Here is a 16,987-nt window from a genome sequence, read left to right on the forward strand (position 1 = left end):
TCTATCGAGAAGGAAAACCCATGACAGCAAAAATGAACCTCTTCCAGCAGACGGCCGCTGTGGCCATGCTGGCTGCATTCGCACTGGTGGCGCCTGCTGCCATGGCCCACGGTTCGGTCACGGCCGTGCACGGCGGTGTGGTGCAAACGGCATCTGATCTGTCGTTTGAACTGGTCGGCACGCCCGAAGGTGCTGCCATCTACATCCAGGACCACGGCAAGGATGCAGACGCCTCGAAGTTCGACGGCAAGCTCACCGTGCTCAACGGCGTAGAAAAATCGGAAGCACCACTCAAGCCCGTGGGCGCCAACAAGCTGGAAGCCAAGGGGGTGGCACTGAACAAGGGTGCCAAGGCCGTCGCTGTGCTCACGACCAGCAGCAAGAAGAGCATCACGGTGCGGTTCTCGGTGAAGTAAGGGACACAGGGTGCGCCAACCTCTGTCCCGGCCTGCGCTGCGCGGAGGGCTTCTGGCCTTGCTGGCTGCTGCGCTGTTCGGTATCAGCACACCGCTTGTGCAGCGCCTGGGTGCTGGGCTGGGGGCGTTTTCGACGGCTGCGCTCCTGTACGCCGGAGCGGCCATCGTGGGGGCGCTGTCTCTGCGCAGCGCCGCACACGAGGCGCGCGTCCGGCGGGCTGACGCCGGGCGCCTGGTTGCCATGGCGGCGTGCGGGGCGGCGCTGGGGCCAGTCGCGCTGGCCTGGGGGCTTCAGCACACCAGCGGGACCAGTGCATCGCTGATGCTCACGCTGGAGGCGCTATTCACGGCGGTGCTGGCTTGGTGGCTGTACGGCGAAACCATGGACCGCCGTGTGTGGGCGGCCATGCTGCTCTTGCTGGTGGGCGGTGCGGCGCTGGTGCTGGACCAGGGCTTGCAAGGCGGCGTGCAGTTACTGGGCTTGCTGGCCGTGCTGGTGGCCACGCTGGCCTGGGGCCTGGACAACACGCTGTCGCGGGCGTTGGCCGAGCGTGACCCCAGCCAGGTGGTGATGGGCAAGGCCTTATTGGGGGCTGCAGCCACGGCCACGCTGGCTGTGGTGACCGCAGAGCCTTGGCCCACCGCTGGTGCTGCGCTCGGTTTGCTGGCCGTGGGCGCCACTGGCTATGGCCTGAGCCTTCGCCTGTATCTGCTGGCGCAGCGCGCTTTTGGCGCTGCGCGCACGGGATCGGTATTTGCGTTCGCTCCGTTCATCGGCGCTGCCGTGGCCTTTGCGCTGGGCGAGCGTTCTGCTGGCTGGCTGATGGCGCTGGGCGGCGGGCTCATGCTGGCGGGCGTGGTGCTGCATCTGGCCGAACGCCATGAACATCTGCACACGCACGACGCGATGACGCATGAGCATGCCCATCGCCACGATGACGGGCATCACACACACACGCATCCGGTCATGCCAGAGGGCGATAGCCACAGCCACCGGCATGCGCACGAGCCGATGGTTCACGCCCACGCACATGCGCCGGATGTACATCACCAGCACAGACATTGAGCGCGCGTCCCAGGCGTTGTTGCTGCCCAGCGTTGTGGGCCGTTGTCAGCGGTGATGGGGCCTCAGCCCGCTTGCGCAGCAACAGCCTGCCGCCCATCATGACGGGGCGGTCACGCCTGATTTTCCTGAAGGTCAGGGCGGCGGCCTGCGGGATCATGGGTTGCAGTGCGAGCAGTGGCGTGCCTCGGCCACCACCCGATCGGTGCGCAGTTCTTCGGCCTTGTGCGGGCAGCGCACGCAAGTCCATATCTGAGAACGATAGCTCGATGTAGGCTGGCCGCAGGCCTCGCAGGGCAGCCCCGGCTGGCGGCTGGTGACTCCGTACCCGGGTGCCGCGCACGCAGGGCAGGTTGCGTTCAGCCGCTGACAGAGGTCCTCTGCGGCTTGGGCGATGCGTTGCATGCGGCTGGGGTTGGCAAAGGCGCGCAGGTCGGTTTCGATCCAGACCTTGCCGTTGCCCGACAGGGCCAGGCACTGCTCAAAACAGGTTCGCAGCGCATCCGCGCTCGCGATACCTTTGTGAATACGGGCGTCGTCCTGCCCTTCGGGACGCAAGACGAGATGGTGTTCCGGAAAGCCTTCGCGTGCAGCAAAGGCCTGGGTTTCCGGCCAGCTGCCCGTGAGCATCGCGCCATTGCGCGCGGGGCCCTGGGCCATCCCCACCACCTCGATGCCCATCGAATCGTCGACCAGCAACAGCATCTCGACATTCCATGGAAACATCCCGGTGAACGGGTCGGCTCCGAAGCTGCCCTCACTGGCCAGGCCCACAGACAATCCTGAAAGCTCCATGCCCTTGCGCGCCTTCCGCCGTGCTGCGTCCAGCTGGCTTCCGGGGCGGCTCAGCTCGCGCGTGAAGGTGCCCAGCTGGTCAGTGTCGTAGCCGGTTACATGTTCGATGGTGCAGCCCAGTGTGGGCTCCAGTGCCGCCGCAATCACCGTCTGTTTTCCGTGCTGGGTCAGAAAGGCGATTTTCCGGTTCTGGTAGCTGGCAGCATGCATGGGATAGGGCTCCGGGGGCAGTGCAGTGAATGGGCTTGGCACAGGCGCTGGCATTGTCGCGCGCTGCTGCATCCATCGCCACATCTGCGGGAACCTGCTCAGAATCGAGCTGTGCAGGTGGAATCTGTTCAGCGTAGTACCAGCAGCCCGCCCCCAAACACCAGCGAATGTATCCAGATGCCCGGTACGGCGTAGCACGCAAAGCGCCAGCCACCGCTGGCCACTGCCACCACGCTTTTGCTGGCGGCATGCACCAGCACGGCGGCCATCAGTGCCTGCGCCATGGCGGTGCTGCCCGCATCGGCCGGGGTGCCCTGCAGCAGGACTGCGGCGGTGGCGGCGTGCAAATCGGCAATGGCAGCCAGCAAGGCGCCTGCGAGCAGGCCCGCATCGCCGAACGCCAGCTTGAGCCCGTGGACTGCCGCCTGCACGGCGGTGAGCAGCAGCGCCACCAGAGCGGCGTCGCGCAGCTTGAACATGCGCGAATCGGTCAGAGGGCCTGGCGTCGCCCCCACCTCTTGAGACTCGTCTGACAGCGAGGGAGTGGGTGGTGCCATGGCTGCAGCGGTTTGCGCAGTGCTCGCACCTGAAGCGGCTGTGTTGTGTTCGAGCGCCGTGTATCCCGCTCCAGGCCGCATGAGCCACGCACCCCATGCCAGCGCTACCAGCGTGGCTGCTGTGGCGGGTACGGCCAGGCGCAGCAGCCATGCGGGCTGCACGGTGGCGGCCACCACCAGCAGCTGCACCATGGTGGCTGCGCACGAGAGCACGCCAGCCCCTGCCTGCAGCCGGGCCTGCGCTGGCGTATTGCGCGCCTGCATGCCCAGTGTGGCGATGGTGGCAGTGCTGGAGACGAACCCGGAGGCCAGCGACGCCAGGCCCAGTGCGTGCCGGGCCTGCAGCAGCCGGCGCCCCACATGCGCGGCCGACTGGATCAACAGCAGAACCACCAGCAGCCGTGCCACCACCTGCGGGTTGAGCGCATCCCCCCACAGGGGCCGGTCGGGCACCAGGGGCACCACCAGCAGGGCCAGCGCCGCCAGCATGAGGCCGTCGCGCGCCTCGCCGGGTTGCAACCAGTGGCGCGAGAAGCGGTGCAGCGCGTCGCGGGCGGCCAGCAGCACCGTGGCCGCCACTGCCAGTGCTGCCGCCAGCGGCTGGCTGGTGGCGCACATCACTCCGATCAGGTAGGCCAGCAGCAGCGCGATCTCTGTGGTCATGCCAGGGTCGAGCTTGTCGCGCCGCGCACTGAGCAGGCCCAGTGCCGCCACAAAAACGGCGCCCACAGCGATCAGGGCGGGCGAGCCTAGCACCGCGGCCACACCGCCCGCCAGGCTGATGAGTGTGAAGGTGCGGATGCCGGCTGGCCCGCGGCCCGGCCCATGGCCCTTGCGGCGTTCGCGTTCAATGCCCATCAGCAGACCGCAGCCTAGTGCGCTGGCCAGTACCGCCAGCGTGGCTGAAAAGTCTCCACCGCCTTCCAACATCCACCCTCCTCATGCCCGCGCTGGGCGGGCCGGTTCAATCGGTACATTGTCGGCGCAAGGCAGTGTTTGAGCGCGGTCAGGCGGGGCCGCTTTGCTGCTGCACGTGCATGAACCGGTGCCGCCGGGTCCGGAAGGTGATAGACCAGCGCGGCTCCAGCGTGGGCGCCACGCTGTGCTGCCAGCCCCACCGTGCCGCGCCGGCCATCTGGTAGATGGACCTCGGGGCCACATCCAGCTGCACAACCTTACGTGTGGCTGGTACGTCGGGGTAGGGTCGGAACCTCAGCCGTGCATGCCCGCCCAGCGACACACCCACGATGGTTTCAAAGTCCGGCACATCGCGGTGCCAGCCTAGCGGCGTGCCCGGCGCGTACTCTGCCACCAGGGCGTGCACCAGCGCTTGTGGCGGTACACCCAGCCAGGCGGCCACCCGGTCGCGCAGCGGGTGCAGGCGTGGGTCCAGTGCCTGTGCCGATTCAAGGCGCTGGGTGTCAAAGTCATACGAGCCGCCGAAGCTCACCACGCGCCTGCGGGCCAGATACTGCTTGTAGCGGGCGGCGTGCAGCGGCAGCGATTGCACGATCTGCAGCACATGCTGCTCTTCGTCGGCACCCAGGAATTCGGGCTTGTACAGCAGCCCCGGGATCGACGCCGCCACCGGCTCGTTGCCGAACAGGCTGGCCTGCTGTTCCATGGGGCGCTGTTCGTTCATCGGAAATCCCGGCTCTCGGTGGCCAGGCGCCCCAGCAGGTGCGACAGGTCTGCCAGCCGCTCGGCAATCAGGTTGCAGACATCGCCCTGGCGCTGCCAACGCCCCTTGACGGCCAGCAGCCGTGCGCCCAGCAGGATTTCGCGCTGCCTCTCGCGCAGGCTGCGCCACACGATGACCTGGGTGGCGCCGTGCTCGTCTTCCAGCGACACAAAAATGGTGCCGTTGGCCGTGGCGGGCTGCTGGCGCAGCGTGACGATGCCGGCGGTGCGCACCGTGCGGCCGTCGGGAATGCGGCGCAGGTCTTGCGACGTCTTGAGCTTGTGCCGGTCGAGCCTGGGTCGCAGCAGTGCCATGGGGTGGCTGCGCAAGGTCAGGCCCACCGATGCGTAATCCCACAGCACGTCTTCGCCCTCGGAGGCTGCGGGCAGCTCCAGAAAGTCTTCCTCCACGGGGGCATCCTGCAGCAGCCGGGGTGGCGCATGCAGTGCGGCGGCATCCCACACCTGCTGGCGCCGATGGCCCGACAGGGAGGCCAGCGCACCGGCGGCGGCCAGCAGTTTCATCTCGTGCTGTTCCAGGCCTGCGCGCCGGGCCAGTTCCTCGGCGCTGTCGAAAGGCGCCCGCATGCGCTCGGCCATGATGCGCCCGGCGCTGGCATGCCGCAGGCCCTGCACCAGGTGCAGGCCCAGGCGCACGGCGGGTGTCTGCGGCAGGTCTTCCAGCGAGGTGTCCACATCGCTGTACATCACGTCCACAGGCCGCACCTCCACGCCGTGGCGGCGCGCATCCTGCACCAGCTGGCTGGCGCTGTAGAAGCCCATGGGCTGGCTGTTGAGCAGCGCGGCAAGGAACGCCGCTGGTTCGTGGCATTTGATCCACGACGAGGCATACACCAGCAGGGCAAAGCTGGCGGCGTGGCTTTCGGGGAAGCCGTATTCCGAAAAGCCCTTGATCTGCTCGAAGATCTGCTCGGCAAATTCACGCGTGTAGCCCCGGGCCGCCATGCCGTCGACGATGCGGCTGTAGTATCTGCCCAGCCCGCCCTTGCGCTTCCAGGCCGCCATGGCGCGGCGCAGGCCGTCGGCCTCGCCGGGTGTGAAGCCCGCCGCCAGGATGGAGATCTGCATCACCTGTTCCTGAAACACCGGCACGCCCAGCGTGCGGCCCAGGGCGGTTTTCAGCGCCTCGCTGGGGTAGGTCACGGGCTCCTTGCCCTGGCGCCGGTTCAGGTAGGGGTGCACCATGCCACCCTGGATGGGGCCGGGCCGTACGATGGCGACTTCGATCACCAGGTCGTAGAAGCACCGGGGGCGTAGCCGGGGCAGCATGCTCATCTGGGCGCGGCTCTCGATCTGGAACACGCCGATGGTGTCGGCCTTGCAGACCATGTCGTAGGTGGCAGGGTCTTCGGCCGGGATGTCCTGCATGCCGAACTCGCAGCCGCGCCGCTGGCCGATCAGGTCCAGCGCGCGGCGGATGGCCGACAGCATGCCCAGCGCCAGCACATCCACCTTGAGCAGCCCGGCGGCATCCAGGTCGTCCTTGTCCCATTCGATCACTGTGCGGTCGGGCATGGAGGCGTTTTGCACCGGCACCATGCGGCACAGCAGGTCGCGCGTGAGCACAAAGCCCCCGGTGTGCTGCGACAGGTGGCGTGGGAAGCCGATCAGCTGGCCCGTGAGCGTGACGAGCTGGCGCACGGCCAGGTCTTCCACGCACATGCCCAGCTCGTCAAAACGCTCCAGCCGCACATCGGTGCCATCAAACCATTTCTGGCCCTTGGCAATCGCGTCCAGCGTGGCCAGGTCAAAGCCCAGCGCCTTGCCCACGTCGCGGATGGCCGAGCGGGGCCGGTAGCGGATGACGGTGGCGGTGAGTGCGGCGCGGTCGCGCCCGTATTTGGCGTACAGGTACTGGATGACTTCCTCGCGGCGCTGGTGCTCGAAGTCGATGTCGATGTCCGGCGGCTCGTTGCGCTCCTTGCTGATGAAGCGCTCGAACAGCACCGACATGCGGGCCGGGTCCACCTCGGTCACGCCCAGGCAGTAGCAGACCACGCTGTTGGCCGCCGAGCCGCGGCCCTGGCACAGGATGTGCCGCGAGCGCGCAAACGCCACGATGTCATACACCGTGAGGAAATAGTGCTCGTAGCGCAGCTCGCAGATCAGCGACAGCTCGTGCTCGATCTGTGCGTGCACGGCAGCGGTGATGCCCTGCGGCCAGCGGCGCCCCGCGCCTTCGTACGTCACCTGGCGCAGAAAACTCGCGGCCGTGTGCCCGCGCGGCACCACCTCGTCGGGATACTGGTACTTCAGTTCGTCCAGGCTGAAGCTGCAGCGGGCCACCACCTGCAGCGTTTCGGCCAGCAAATCGGGCGCAAAGGTGCGAGCCAGCCGCAGGCGGGTGCGCAGGTGCTGCTCGGCACTGCGCTGCAGGGCATGGCCACACTCGGCCAGGGGCTTGCCCAGGCGGGTGGCGGTCAGTACATCCTGCAGTGGCTTGCGCGAGCGCACATGCATGTGCACATCCCCCACGGCCACCAGCGGCAGCGCGGTGATGCCCGAGAGATGGCGCATGCGGTGCAGCCACAGCTCGTCATCCAGGCGGCGCATCTGGTCCACCCCGATCCAGCAGCGCCCGGTGAAGTGGTGCAGCGCCCACAGGCCCATGCCCTCCAGCTGCGCCTGCGTGGCCTTGCGGTCGGGGTTTATCAGGGCCAGGCAGTCGGTGAGTTCGCTGCCCGTGATGTGGTCCAGCGTGAGGTGGTAGGAGCCCTTGTCAGACGCGCGCCGCAACCGGGTGATGAAGGCGCACAGGTTGCCGTAGCCGTTCAGGTTCTGCGCCAGCACCACCAGCGTGAAAGGGGCCTCGGCGCTGTTGCGCGGCGTGATGCAGAACTGCGAGCCCAGCAGCAGCGGCAGGCCTGCGGCTTTGGCGGCCACATGGGCCCGCACCACGCCGGCCATGGTGCATTCGTCGGTGATGGCAATAGCGCGGTAGCCCAGCTCCCTGGCGCGCTCCACCAGCTCCTCGGGGTGGCTGGCACCACGCAGGAAGGTGAAGTTCGACACGCAGCGCAGTTCGGCGTAGTCGGGCAGGGATCGGGCGGAGGCTGTCATGCGCAGGAGGGCCCTCAGGCAAAGTGCCCGTGCAGGAACCAGGCCGTCTGGTCGTGCGCCAGCCGCTGCTGAAAGATCCACAGCACGCCCGCGTGCGGGCTCAGCGCCAGCCAGTAGTCGCGCTGCACATTCAGCGGCACGGCATCAGCGTCTGCAGCGCTGCGATGCCACCAGCCGCCCTCGATGCGGTCGGGGCCCAGCAGCATCTGCAGCGGCCCCTGGTAGCAGGGGCGGTTGTCGCGTTCGATCAGCCGCAGAGGCTCATCCAGCACCCAGGTGGGCAGGGGAAAGGCATACACCGCTTCATCCGGCCGGGGACGGCGGTCCAGCGCGCTGTCCCAGCTTTGCATCCACTCCAGCCGGTGGTCGGGCGACATCACCGGCCGGCGCACGCAGGCATTGCCCAGACGGGCCTGTATGCGCTCCAGCGCCAGGTCGGTGCTGCCGCCCTTGCGCAGCGTTTCCGGAATGAGCGAGCGGCTTTCCTCGGCGATGGGCGCCACCTCGGTGGCCAGCAGTTCCAGGTCACCGGCCGGGGCCAGCAGCTGTACGCGGGCCAGGTGCTCGGCCAGCAGGCGCGCCAGGTGTTCGGTGTTCTGCGTAGGTTGCGCCGTGCGCACAGTCAGTTCGCCCCCGGTGCCGGCATCCTTGGCGCGCATCACGTCGTGGCACCAGCGCAGGGTGAAGGCCGTGGTGCCCAGGCGCCGGGCCGCCAGCCAGCCGGCCATCTGCACCAGCAGGCGCCGTGCTCCAAACAGCAGGGCAGGGGCCGATTCGACCCGCGACATCAGCTCCAGCCGCGCATGGAACTGCTCGGGCAGGGTGATCCATTCCCAGGCCTCCGGCCGCAGGCCATAGGCATGGTCCAGCGCCGTCAGCAGGGCCGTGTCAAACCGCCGGCCCAGCCCGCCGCGGGGCAGCCTGCGCACATCGCCCAGCGTGCGGCAACCCACCCGCGCCAGCGTGGGTGCGTGCCGTGCGACGGCGGTGATGGCCTGCAGGGGCAGGACATCCAGCACCTGGGCCAGCGGGGCCCTGAAACCGTCGAGGGCATGTGCGCTGCCCGCATGCCGCACCAGTGCTAGGGCCGCGGTGCCGGTGGGTGCCCAGGCCACGCGGGCGCCCAGCTCCTGCGCTCCGTATTCCACCTGGGCGCGCAGGTGCTCCAGGCCTCCGAACAGGCGTGCGCTGCCCGCCATCTCTGCGACCACGGAATCTTCCAGCACAGCCACCCGCGGGGTGAACTGCAAGGCCCAGATTCCAAGGGAGGCCGCATCAATGGGAGACGGGCACGCGGGCAGCGGCAGGGGGAGCAATGCGGCCCAATGCCCGAGCATGGGAGGCCTCCTCGCGCGAAAGGGGGGCAGCAGGTGCTGCCGGAACGGTATGTAGCCGCGGCGGAATCACATCCGCCAGGTTGCCCGGCATGGCGGGCAGGTACAGCGATTCATCCAGGCAGGCCCCCCGGCGCTTGGCAATGCGCACCTGCAGATCCCACCCCTGGGCTGGCGCTACGGTGATGCGTAGGGGGGCGGGCGACGCATCGGCCAGCGTGACCAGGGGCCTGAACAGGAACACCGGTGCGTCACACGACTGCGCGTGGATCTGCAGGCGCCGCACCTGCTCAGGCCGCGCCTGGGGCAGCCAGGCCAGCACGGCCCCGGCCGGGTCGGACTTGAGGATCTGCTCGGTGACCCAGAGCCGGTCTACAGGCTTGCTGGCGTCGATCCACAGCACTTGCTCGGCCGCCACCCCGAGCTGGGCCAGCCCCCCGGCATGTGGCTGCTTGGGCGGGGCAATGAGATAAAGGCGGCCGCCGTTGTGCATGAGCGCCGGCAGTGCGCGGCCCAGCAGGCGCCATTCGCAGAAGGCCGCCTGGGGCGTGAGCACTTCCGTCAGGCTGTGGGTGGGCCAGCCGCCGCCGGGCAACTGGGCATCAAGTGGATCAAAACCGGTAGGCACCGTCCGGGCGGCACCGGCGTTGACTTCCGTTCCGCGCCAGAGAGCCTCAGCCACATGGGGCGCCAGCGTGGCACCTGGGTCGAAAGCGGCAAAGGCTGCAGGAAGGGGGGCGGACATGGGCGGGTGCCGTTTGGGGCATCAAAAATCAGGAATAAATACTGTATAGAAAAACAGTATATCCCTGCTGTCCTGTCCGTGGGAACTCCTGTTGCAGGCGGCATCAACCGGTCTTCAGAATTGCTAGCAGACCACCCTTGCAGGACGTGCGCCAGGGCGTATTTCAGCCTTGAATGCCCTGCAAAAGGGGGCTGGATTCAGCTTTGGCCTTGGCGTTGCTCCTGGGGGTCAGCATCCCTGCACGGCTCTCCAACACGCCCTCAAAGCGTGTGTAAGTAGCCGCTGTGCGTCGTCAGGTGGCCCGTTCCAGGGCGTCATCGCGCGCGAGTTCGGTGCCCGGTGTCCATACCCAGGTGGCCGATGCGTTGTGCGATGGCGAGCCGGTGGAGTTGACGATTTCGCGGTACTGGAGCGAAGACGCGCCTTCTTCGGATTCGTCCACAAACTGCGTCTCGCGCTTGCGCAGCGCAGTTTCTTTTTCGACCACGTGCCGGATGAAACCGCGCTGGCTTTGAAACTCGATGAAGCGCGACATCCGGCCATCGCCCAGCACCTCGGCCGGGTCGCGGCGCTCGAAGTTTTTGAACAGCTCCATGGCGACCTGCAGGTGGCCCAGCTCGTAGTCCAGAAAGCGCTCCCAGATGGCTTTGATGCGCGGGTTGGATTCCTGGGCGGCGCATCCCGCGTAGTTCCACACCTCGCAGGCTTCGCTGATGAGCAGCTTTTCCAGCGGTGTCTCATGCGGGTTGAGCATGGAGCCGTAGTGGGTGATGTGCTGCGACTCGACCGACGCGATTTCGGCATAGAGCTGGCGTGCCAGCGGATCGGCAAACAGCGGGCCGATGTTCATGTAGTAATCGTGCGTCTGGTATTCGCCGCCGGTCAGAGTCAGGGCATGCAGCTTGGTGCTCAGCTCTGCGCCCGGGCCATAGGGTTCGAGCAGGTCGTGCTCGGGCGCGCGGTGGTGCTCCCAGGTGGGGCGGGCGGGCACGATGTCGGTGTAGCCCTGCGTGATGTTGTTGGCGTCCTTGCCTTCCAGCCGGTCCAGCAGGGCGCTGTAGCGGTACAGGTGGTCAAAGTCTTCCAGCAGGGCATAGCGGTAGCCCTGGGCCAGGTACGGGTCGGGCTCCAGTTGCGCAATGGACGCCGTCACTTCAATGGCCGTCTGCTCGTAGCCAATGGTGGTTTCCAGCGGCGAATGGTCGGAGCTCATGAGCCAGTTGATGGTGGTGGCCTGGTGCTGTTCCACCCGCATCATCTGGGCCAGCGTCACGCGGGCATCGGCGTTCATGCGCAAGGCCACCTGCTTGGTGCGCAGCGAATCGAGCTCCACCCCGTTCATGAGGATGGCGCGTACGCGGGTGAATGCGTCGTCGTCCAGCTTGCTGATGGGCTTGCCCACCATGTCCTTCCATGCCATGGTCTGGCGCTCCAGGGGAATGCCTTTGTCTTGCAGCAGATTGATCGTCATGGGGTATCTCCGGTATCGGGGCAGCGCTCAGGCCGCGGTGGTGGCTTTGGAGGCGAGGGCCAGCGCCTGGACCCAGGCCCGCACGGTGGCCAGGTGGCGTTCTTCGTCTGCCAGGGCGGCCTCAAAGCGCTCGGCCATGTCGTTCTCGCCGGCGTCCTGCGCCATGGTGATCAGCAGTTCCCAGCCCGCGTTGTCGGTCAGTTCGGCCGTCAGCATGGCGTTCAGCGACTGCGCAAACGTCGTGCGCGGGTCGGTGACGACCTGCATCAGGCCCATGGATGCGGTGGCAATCACAGCGGCACAGGGCGTCTGCGCCGTGGGGTCGCCCCCCATGGAGCGCATGACCTCGCAGAGCATCAGAAAATGCTCGTGCTCCTCCAGCCGGATCTCCTGCAGGGCCGCCAGCACATCGGCATTGGAGTCTTCTGCCAGCGGCAATGCTGCATCTCCCCCCGCATCGACCAGGGTGCGGTACTTGACGATGAGTGCGTCGTACAGGCGCGTGCCGCTGCGCTCGAAGGCAATGCGCTCGCCGATCTTGTCCATCAGCATTTCAGGCCGCTCGCCCATCAGCTTGTGGATGCCGGTCTTGAGAACGCCCTGGATGGTGGCGGGTGGCGGGATCGAACCTATCGCATCCGAATCGGCGATGTAAAGGCTTCGGTCCGCCTCGGCCAGGCTGGTGTCGGGGAGGGTCTTGGGCGCCCAGCGCTCGTTGGCGTCCAGCATTTCCCTGACGCGTTGTGCGGCCGTGGCGGCGCCGGTGCGGTTGCTTCCTGTCGTGGTGGCTTGCATCGTTGCTCCTTGGTGGTGTGCGGAGCATGTTTTGGGCCCTGGGAAATGCCGGCTGTAGGACTGTTTCGCACGCGCCGGTGGGAAGGCTGTGCCGTGGCACAGACCAGTTGCCCTCCGGGCGTCTAGTGCTTGGTGCCGGCGCGCGTGGCAAAGAGCCGGGTGGCTGCCATACCCGCCGGTGTCCAGTGCAGGGCAGGCGCCATCAGGCGCACCAGCAGGTCGTTTTGGCCTGCAGCGTCCAAGTGGGGCCAGGTTTCGTTGAAGGCCAGCAGGTCCAGGTCCAGCAGGTCGTCGTCTTCCGGCGGGACCGGGCTGCCAGCGCTGGCCATGTTGAGCCGTTCTGTCACGCGGAAAGTGCGCGGGCGCAGCGATTCCCCGGGCAGTGCGTTGCTGTCGTACGCGGCGCCATCGGCGCTAGCAGCCCCGCGGATCCAGTCGTGGATCACCTGCAGTTCATACGGCGAAAAGACGCCGAACATCTCGGCGCGCGGCCCCTGGAGCAGGCGCCAGAAGCGGCTTTCCTGCACGGGTTCACCGCGTTTCACCCAGCCTGCCTTTTCCAGTGCGGCCAGAAAGTCGGCCATGCGTTCCGGGGTGGCCAGCCAGTCGTTCACGGTGCGCCCCTGCAGCTTGCAGAAATCCGAGTGCGCTCCACGCCCGGCACCGGCCTTGCGTGCAAAGATCCGGATCACTTCCTGCCCGATGTCGAAGCTGTCGATCACTGTCTGTGTGCCGGTGCCGGCGTTGCTCAGGCGCGCCCCGGCGCGCACGCGGTCCCAGTAGGCCCGGGCATCACCGATCTTTGGCGCGGCATCCCATGCGGCCTGGCAGGCGCGCCTTGCATGGCCGCTGTCGGCGTTGTCGATGGTGACGTGCAGGGTGAAGTAGTAGGGGTCGATGCCCAGCTCGTTGAGTTCGTAGGCCGTGATCAGCAGGTGCAGCGGCAACTGCTCGTAGCCCAGGTTGAAGCCGATCACCTCGGGCAGGAAAACTTCAGCGTTCCAGCCCAGGGCCACCTGGATGGCACCCTGGCGGTACAGCGCATCAGGCAGGTCATCCACGGTGCCGATGCCGTAGCGGGCCAGCAGTGCGCGGTACAGCGTGACGTGGTTCTTGGCTGCCGCGCCGTCGCCCAGTTCCTCCAGGTAGGTCACCAGCAGGTCATAGAACAGCGGGTTACCCGCATGCCGGCAAATGCCGTAGAGCCAGGCACCGTCCACCAGCTTGGTGGGGGCTACCTGCCGGATGAAATACAAGGCGTGGGCGCGGCTGTGGAAGAACCGTCGTGCAGCTCCCGCCTTGCGTCCGTCCAGATAGGACTGGTAGCTGGACTGCACGGACTGTGCATGGCCCTGGACCCATTGGTACAGGTCGTCAGGGTTGCCTGGAAGCCCGTCCTCCTGTTGCGCGCTGGCGGCGATTTCCGCCTTGAGGAAGTGGGCCCCGTCATCGATGTCGCTCTGGTCGGGGGTGCGCTGGGCCAGGCGCCGGTAGAGGTCCTGGAACCGGGCGCCTGGAGGTGCGGCCGTGCAGGCGTTGGGAGCGGGACGGATGGCAGGCTGCTGCAGGGGAAGTCTTTGAAGCGCGAGGGACATGGCTTGGGTAGGAATGGGCAGGCATTCAGAGTCACCTGAGTGGGCCGGGCCCTGTATCGGGGCAAGCCGCTGCGTGCCGTGGGCGCCTTCCTACGCCTTCCGCATCAACCCGTCAGCGGGTCAACCGGTCAACCAGCCCAGCTGGTGCAGGCGCTGCCACTGCCCGTTCTCGACCGCATGGCCGATGTCGGTGCGGTAGCGCAGGTTGGGCACCACCACGGTCTGTGCCAGCTCCAAGGCGGCGCGGTTGGCCTCTGCCGGTGTGTCGCCGGTACCGGTGGCCACGCCGACATAACCGGTAACGCCGCTGGTCACCAGCTGTTGGCCGCGCAGCGCGACTTCGGCCAGGTGCAACGAGGGCTGCTCGTGTGCAGCGCTGCCATCGGCCATGCACACCGGCATGCCTTTGGAGAGGGTTTCATACCCATACGCATACGGAAACGGCGGCACCGTGAGCACCACGCCCGCAGCAAACCCGGGCCAGGTAGAGAACTGCTTGCGCTGCCTTTGCAGCATGGCCATGAAGACCGATTCCCAGGGCTCCGCGTGCAGTGCTTCGCAAATCGCATAGCCCGGGTAGCCGAAGCGGCTGGTGAACTCCAGCGGCCACACGCCTTCCTCGTTCACGATGAGGTTCACGTTGATGTAGCCGTAATACCCGCCGTCGCGCAGCACGCCTGCAAGTGGCGCCAGCACCTTCCTGAACAGCGCCTCCGAAGACCGGTAGCTGACGATGGTGCCCATCTCGCCGGTGAGCTCGCCCAGGTCGCCCGGGAAGAACCGCTTGTGCTCGAAGTCGATGCAGGCCGGAGACAGAAAGTCATGGCCGTTGAAGTACGCGCCTACGCCGACCTCCACCCCGCTGACATGCTGCATCAGTACAAAGTCCACCGCCGCGTCGGCATCCTGGCCCGCTCCGCAAAGGGCGAGATAGGCCAGCATGTCCTGCCCGCTGTCCATCTGGCCGATGTAGTTGCGGGTTCTTTCTGCGTTGGCATCGTTGAGCTTGAGCACGTACCGCCCGGGATACTTTTCTACAAAGGCAATCGCATCCGCGTGATGGACGAACCGGTACTGCGCCGCCGTTTGCAGGCCAATGGAGCGGAAGGCCTCCTGGCCGAAGTCGCGGTCGCCTTCCAGCTGGTCGCCCAGGGCACTGCCCCCGATGACCTGGAAACCGTCGCGCCGCAGGCTGTCCTGCAGCGGGCCATGGGAGGCGGATTCAAACAGGATCACCCCCTCATGGCCCGCCTGGCGCAGCCAGCCCAGCTCGGCCTGCCAGTCTTCGGTGAAGTTCAGCATGCCCGCGAAGATGTCGCGATAGGCCGGGTCTTCCACATGCACGCGCACCTCGTGCCCGCGCCGCATCAGCCCGCGGTACATCGCGGCGAGGTCGTTGGTCTGCCCGATGCCCAGGAACCTCATGCGGTGCGCGCCACCACCAGCGATACCGCCGCAATCCGGTCGGCATCGCGGTAAGCGGTCGTGTCGAGTTCTTCTCCGAAGACATCCGGGTCGATCTCTTCGTACCGCCACGTCAGTCCGTGGGCCTTGCACAGGACCTGTTCGGCCTGGCGGAGAAAGCCATCTTCGCCGCCCACTATGGCAGACCCGGTGTAGAGCACCAGCCGACCCCTCTGCCGCAGGCGAGAAAGGCTTTGCTCCACGATGCGTAGCGACAGCATTTCCCCACGCGCACCGCCACCGTGCCGGTAGAGGCGTTGTGCGCCATCGTTGAGGTAAGGCGGGTTGGCAACGATGAGGTCAAAGCTGCCATCGATGGGTTCAAAAAGGCTTCCGACATGGAAGTTCGCGTGCGACATGCCAGCCAGCGCAGCACTGGCCCGCGCGAATTCGATGGCCGTGGGGCTGAGGTCGGCAAGGTGCAGGTTGCTGCCAGCGGTGGGGCTGTGCGTACCGCCCGGTGCGTGGCTGCAGGCCACGATGCCGCCAATGCCTGAACCGCAACCGAGGTCCAGTATGCGGCCACCCTCAGGTACCGGTTGCAGGGCCAGCTCGTGCTGGATGAGGCGTGCGAAGCGGTAGGTGTCCGGCCCGAGGAACACGGCATCGGCCTGTGTGGTCGGGTAGGCAGAGTGCGGCACCAGAAAGCCGCCTACGGTGGAAAACCGTACCCGCGCACGGTAGAGATCGCGGGCTTCCGCCACAGGCTCGACCAGCGATGCCTGCATCAGCAGATCCATGAAGTGGGGAGGTATGAGTCCCGGCCCGAACGGGTAGCTCCAGCCCAAAGCATCAGTCAGTGTGGAGGCAATGGAGTTGCTAGCACCAAACCCGGCGCCGCGCTGGGCCAGAACCTTGGCGTGGGTAGCGGGCGAAACCGTGGTGAAAGCGTACTGCCGCGATTGCAGCCATTGCCCCGTTTCAATCAAGGCTGCCCTCACGGAGAGGGCAGCAGGGGAAGAAGCGAAACCGGCAACGGGATGAACGTCCGGCGCTAGTGCAGCGCAAGCGGCCTGTGCAGGCCGCTGGGGTCCCGCTCCGGCTTCAGGCGTCACGAACGCTGGTCGTTCTTGTGGCTTTGGCGGCCGGCTTCAGCGTGTTGCTCCGGCGTACCGCCGCGTGTGCCGCTGCCTTGCTGCTTGGAGCTGGAGCCTCCCTGCTCCTGCTGGCGTTGTCCGCCACCATTGCTTTTGCTGCCGCTGTTGTTGTCGGTGTACTGGTTGTGTCCCTGCGGATTGTTGTTGTTGCTTCCACTGTTGTTGGCCATGTTGCGTACTCCTTACGGGTGAAATGCGCGGGCACCATTGCCTGCACCCGTTCCACTTTAGAAAGCTCAGCCGCATGCGATGTAGGCGATTGCCTTGCAGCGATGTGGGGCCGCTGCGCGCACGTTCTGCTCCAGTGGCAACCCCTTTATGGGCACCGCGCAACGCACGCTTGACGGTGTCTGCTGCCTCCTTCCGCGCAATAAAGCTTTTCCTACAGCGACTGTTGTCACAGCAGTGCCACGCTGCGGGCAGAACGGGCGCCAGCGCCCCGTGATTTCACCTTTCAAAGCGAGGACCCCCATGCAGGATGACAAGACCCAGACCGCTCTGGACCGCAAGCTGATCAACACTTCGGAAGCCTATGAGTTGCGCGACTGGGCGCGCAGCCTGGGGGTCAGCGAGGACCGTATTCGCGAGGCCGTGGCTTCGGTAGGAAGCTCGGCCGAGAAAGTGCGCGCCTATCTGAAAGGCGCCAGCCCTGCCGGTGATGGCGCTCAGCGCTCGTGACGCCTT

The 16,987-nt window shown here is 66.7% G+C and carries 15 protein-coding genes; 3 read left to right on the plus strand and 12 right to left on the minus strand.

The window, feature by feature from the left end; translation table 11 throughout:
• Positions 1 to 20 precede the first annotated feature (20 nt).
• Both ACTPOI_RS13805 and ACTPOI_RS13810 read left to right on the plus strand, forming a co-directional pair.
• Positions 21 to 416, plus strand: coding sequence for a hypothetical protein (locus ACTPOI_RS13805; RefSeq protein WP_440109688.1), 396 nt, complete (start codon positions 21 to 23; stop codon positions 414 to 416).
• 10 nt (positions 417 to 426) lie between these two features.
• Positions 427 to 1,482, plus strand: coding sequence for a DMT family transporter (locus ACTPOI_RS13810; protein ID WP_440109708.1), 1,056 nt, complete (start codon positions 427 to 429; stop codon positions 1,480 to 1,482).
• A gap of 153 nt (positions 1,483 to 1,635) precedes the next feature.
• Here ACTPOI_RS13810 and ACTPOI_RS13815 read toward each other — a convergent pair whose 3' ends face one another.
• The 12 genes from ACTPOI_RS13815 to ACTPOI_RS13870 form a co-directional block, all read right to left on the minus strand.
• A complete protein-coding gene (locus ACTPOI_RS13815; protein WP_440109710.1) occupies positions 1,636 to 2,484 on the minus strand; it encodes a DUF6671 family protein in 849 nt (282 codons plus the stop codon).
• A 128-nt stretch (positions 2,485 to 2,612) separates the two neighbouring features.
• Complete coding sequence (locus tag ACTPOI_RS13820) at positions 2,613 to 3,971, minus strand: DUF4010 domain-containing protein (RefSeq protein ID WP_440109712.1); 1,359 nt, start codon at positions 3,969 to 3,971, stop codon at positions 2,613 to 2,615.
• 76 nt (positions 3,972 to 4,047) lie between these two features.
• A complete protein-coding gene (locus ACTPOI_RS13825) occupies positions 4,048 to 4,683 on the minus strand; it encodes an alpha-ketoglutarate-dependent dioxygenase AlkB (RefSeq protein WP_440109714.1) in 636 nt (211 codons plus the stop codon).
• Positions 4,680 to 7,802 carry an error-prone DNA polymerase gene (locus tag ACTPOI_RS13830; RefSeq protein WP_440109715.1) on the minus strand — a complete coding sequence of 1,041 codons (3,123 nt, stop codon included), beginning with the start codon at positions 7,800 to 7,802 and terminating at the stop codon, positions 4,680 to 4,682. Before ACTPOI_RS13830 ends, ACTPOI_RS13825 begins: the two co-directional genes overlap by 4 nt.
• Positions 7,803 to 7,816: 14 nt before the next feature.
• Complete coding sequence (locus ACTPOI_RS13835) at positions 7,817 to 9,139, minus strand: Y-family DNA polymerase (protein WP_440109717.1); 1,323 nt, start codon at positions 9,137 to 9,139, stop codon at positions 7,817 to 7,819.
• Positions 9,078 to 9,881, minus strand: coding sequence for a translesion DNA synthesis-associated protein ImuA (imuA, locus tag ACTPOI_RS13840; protein WP_440109719.1), 804 nt, complete (start codon positions 9,879 to 9,881; stop codon positions 9,078 to 9,080). The genes ACTPOI_RS13835 and imuA overlap by 62 nt, the downstream gene beginning before the upstream one ends.
• Positions 9,882 to 10,173: 292 nt before the next feature.
• Positions 10,174 to 11,352 (minus strand): hypothetical protein, encoded by a 1,179-nt coding sequence (locus ACTPOI_RS13845; RefSeq protein ID WP_440109721.1) that lies wholly within the window; start codon positions 11,350 to 11,352, stop codon positions 10,174 to 10,176.
• A 27-nt stretch (positions 11,353 to 11,379) separates the two neighbouring features.
• Positions 11,380 to 12,147, minus strand: a complete 768-nt coding sequence (locus tag ACTPOI_RS13850; RefSeq protein ID WP_440109723.1) for a ferritin-like domain-containing protein — start codon at positions 12,145 to 12,147, stop codon at positions 11,380 to 11,382.
• 122 nt (positions 12,148 to 12,269) lie between these two features.
• A complete protein-coding gene (locus tag ACTPOI_RS13855; RefSeq protein WP_440109725.1) occupies positions 12,270 to 13,742 on the minus strand; it encodes an iron-containing redox enzyme family protein in 1,473 nt (490 codons plus the stop codon).
• A 120-nt stretch (positions 13,743 to 13,862) separates the two neighbouring features.
• Entirely contained in the window at positions 13,863 to 15,167 is a 1,305-nt protein-coding gene (locus ACTPOI_RS13860) for a phosphoribosylamine--glycine ligase (RefSeq protein ID WP_440109727.1), read from the minus strand.
• The gene (locus ACTPOI_RS13865; protein ID WP_440109729.1) at positions 15,164 to 16,147 is read right to left on the minus strand and encodes a methyltransferase; all 984 of its coding nucleotides are present in this window, start codon (positions 16,145 to 16,147) and stop codon (positions 15,164 to 15,166) included. Before ACTPOI_RS13865 ends, ACTPOI_RS13860 begins: the two co-directional genes overlap by 4 nt.
• Before the next feature lie 110 nt (positions 16,148 to 16,257).
• Positions 16,258 to 16,473, minus strand: a complete 216-nt coding sequence (locus ACTPOI_RS13870) for a hypothetical protein (protein ID WP_440109731.1) — start codon at positions 16,471 to 16,473, stop codon at positions 16,258 to 16,260.
• Positions 16,474 to 16,774: 301 nt separating this feature from the next.
• Between ACTPOI_RS13870 and ACTPOI_RS13875 the strand changes: the two genes are divergently transcribed.
• Entirely contained in the window at positions 16,775 to 16,981 is a 207-nt protein-coding gene (locus ACTPOI_RS13875; protein WP_440109733.1) for a DUF3606 domain-containing protein, read from the plus strand.
• The last annotated feature ends 6 nt before the right edge of the window (positions 16,982 to 16,987 follow it).

The organism is Acidovorax sp. BL-A-41-H1 (assembly GCF_051942715.1).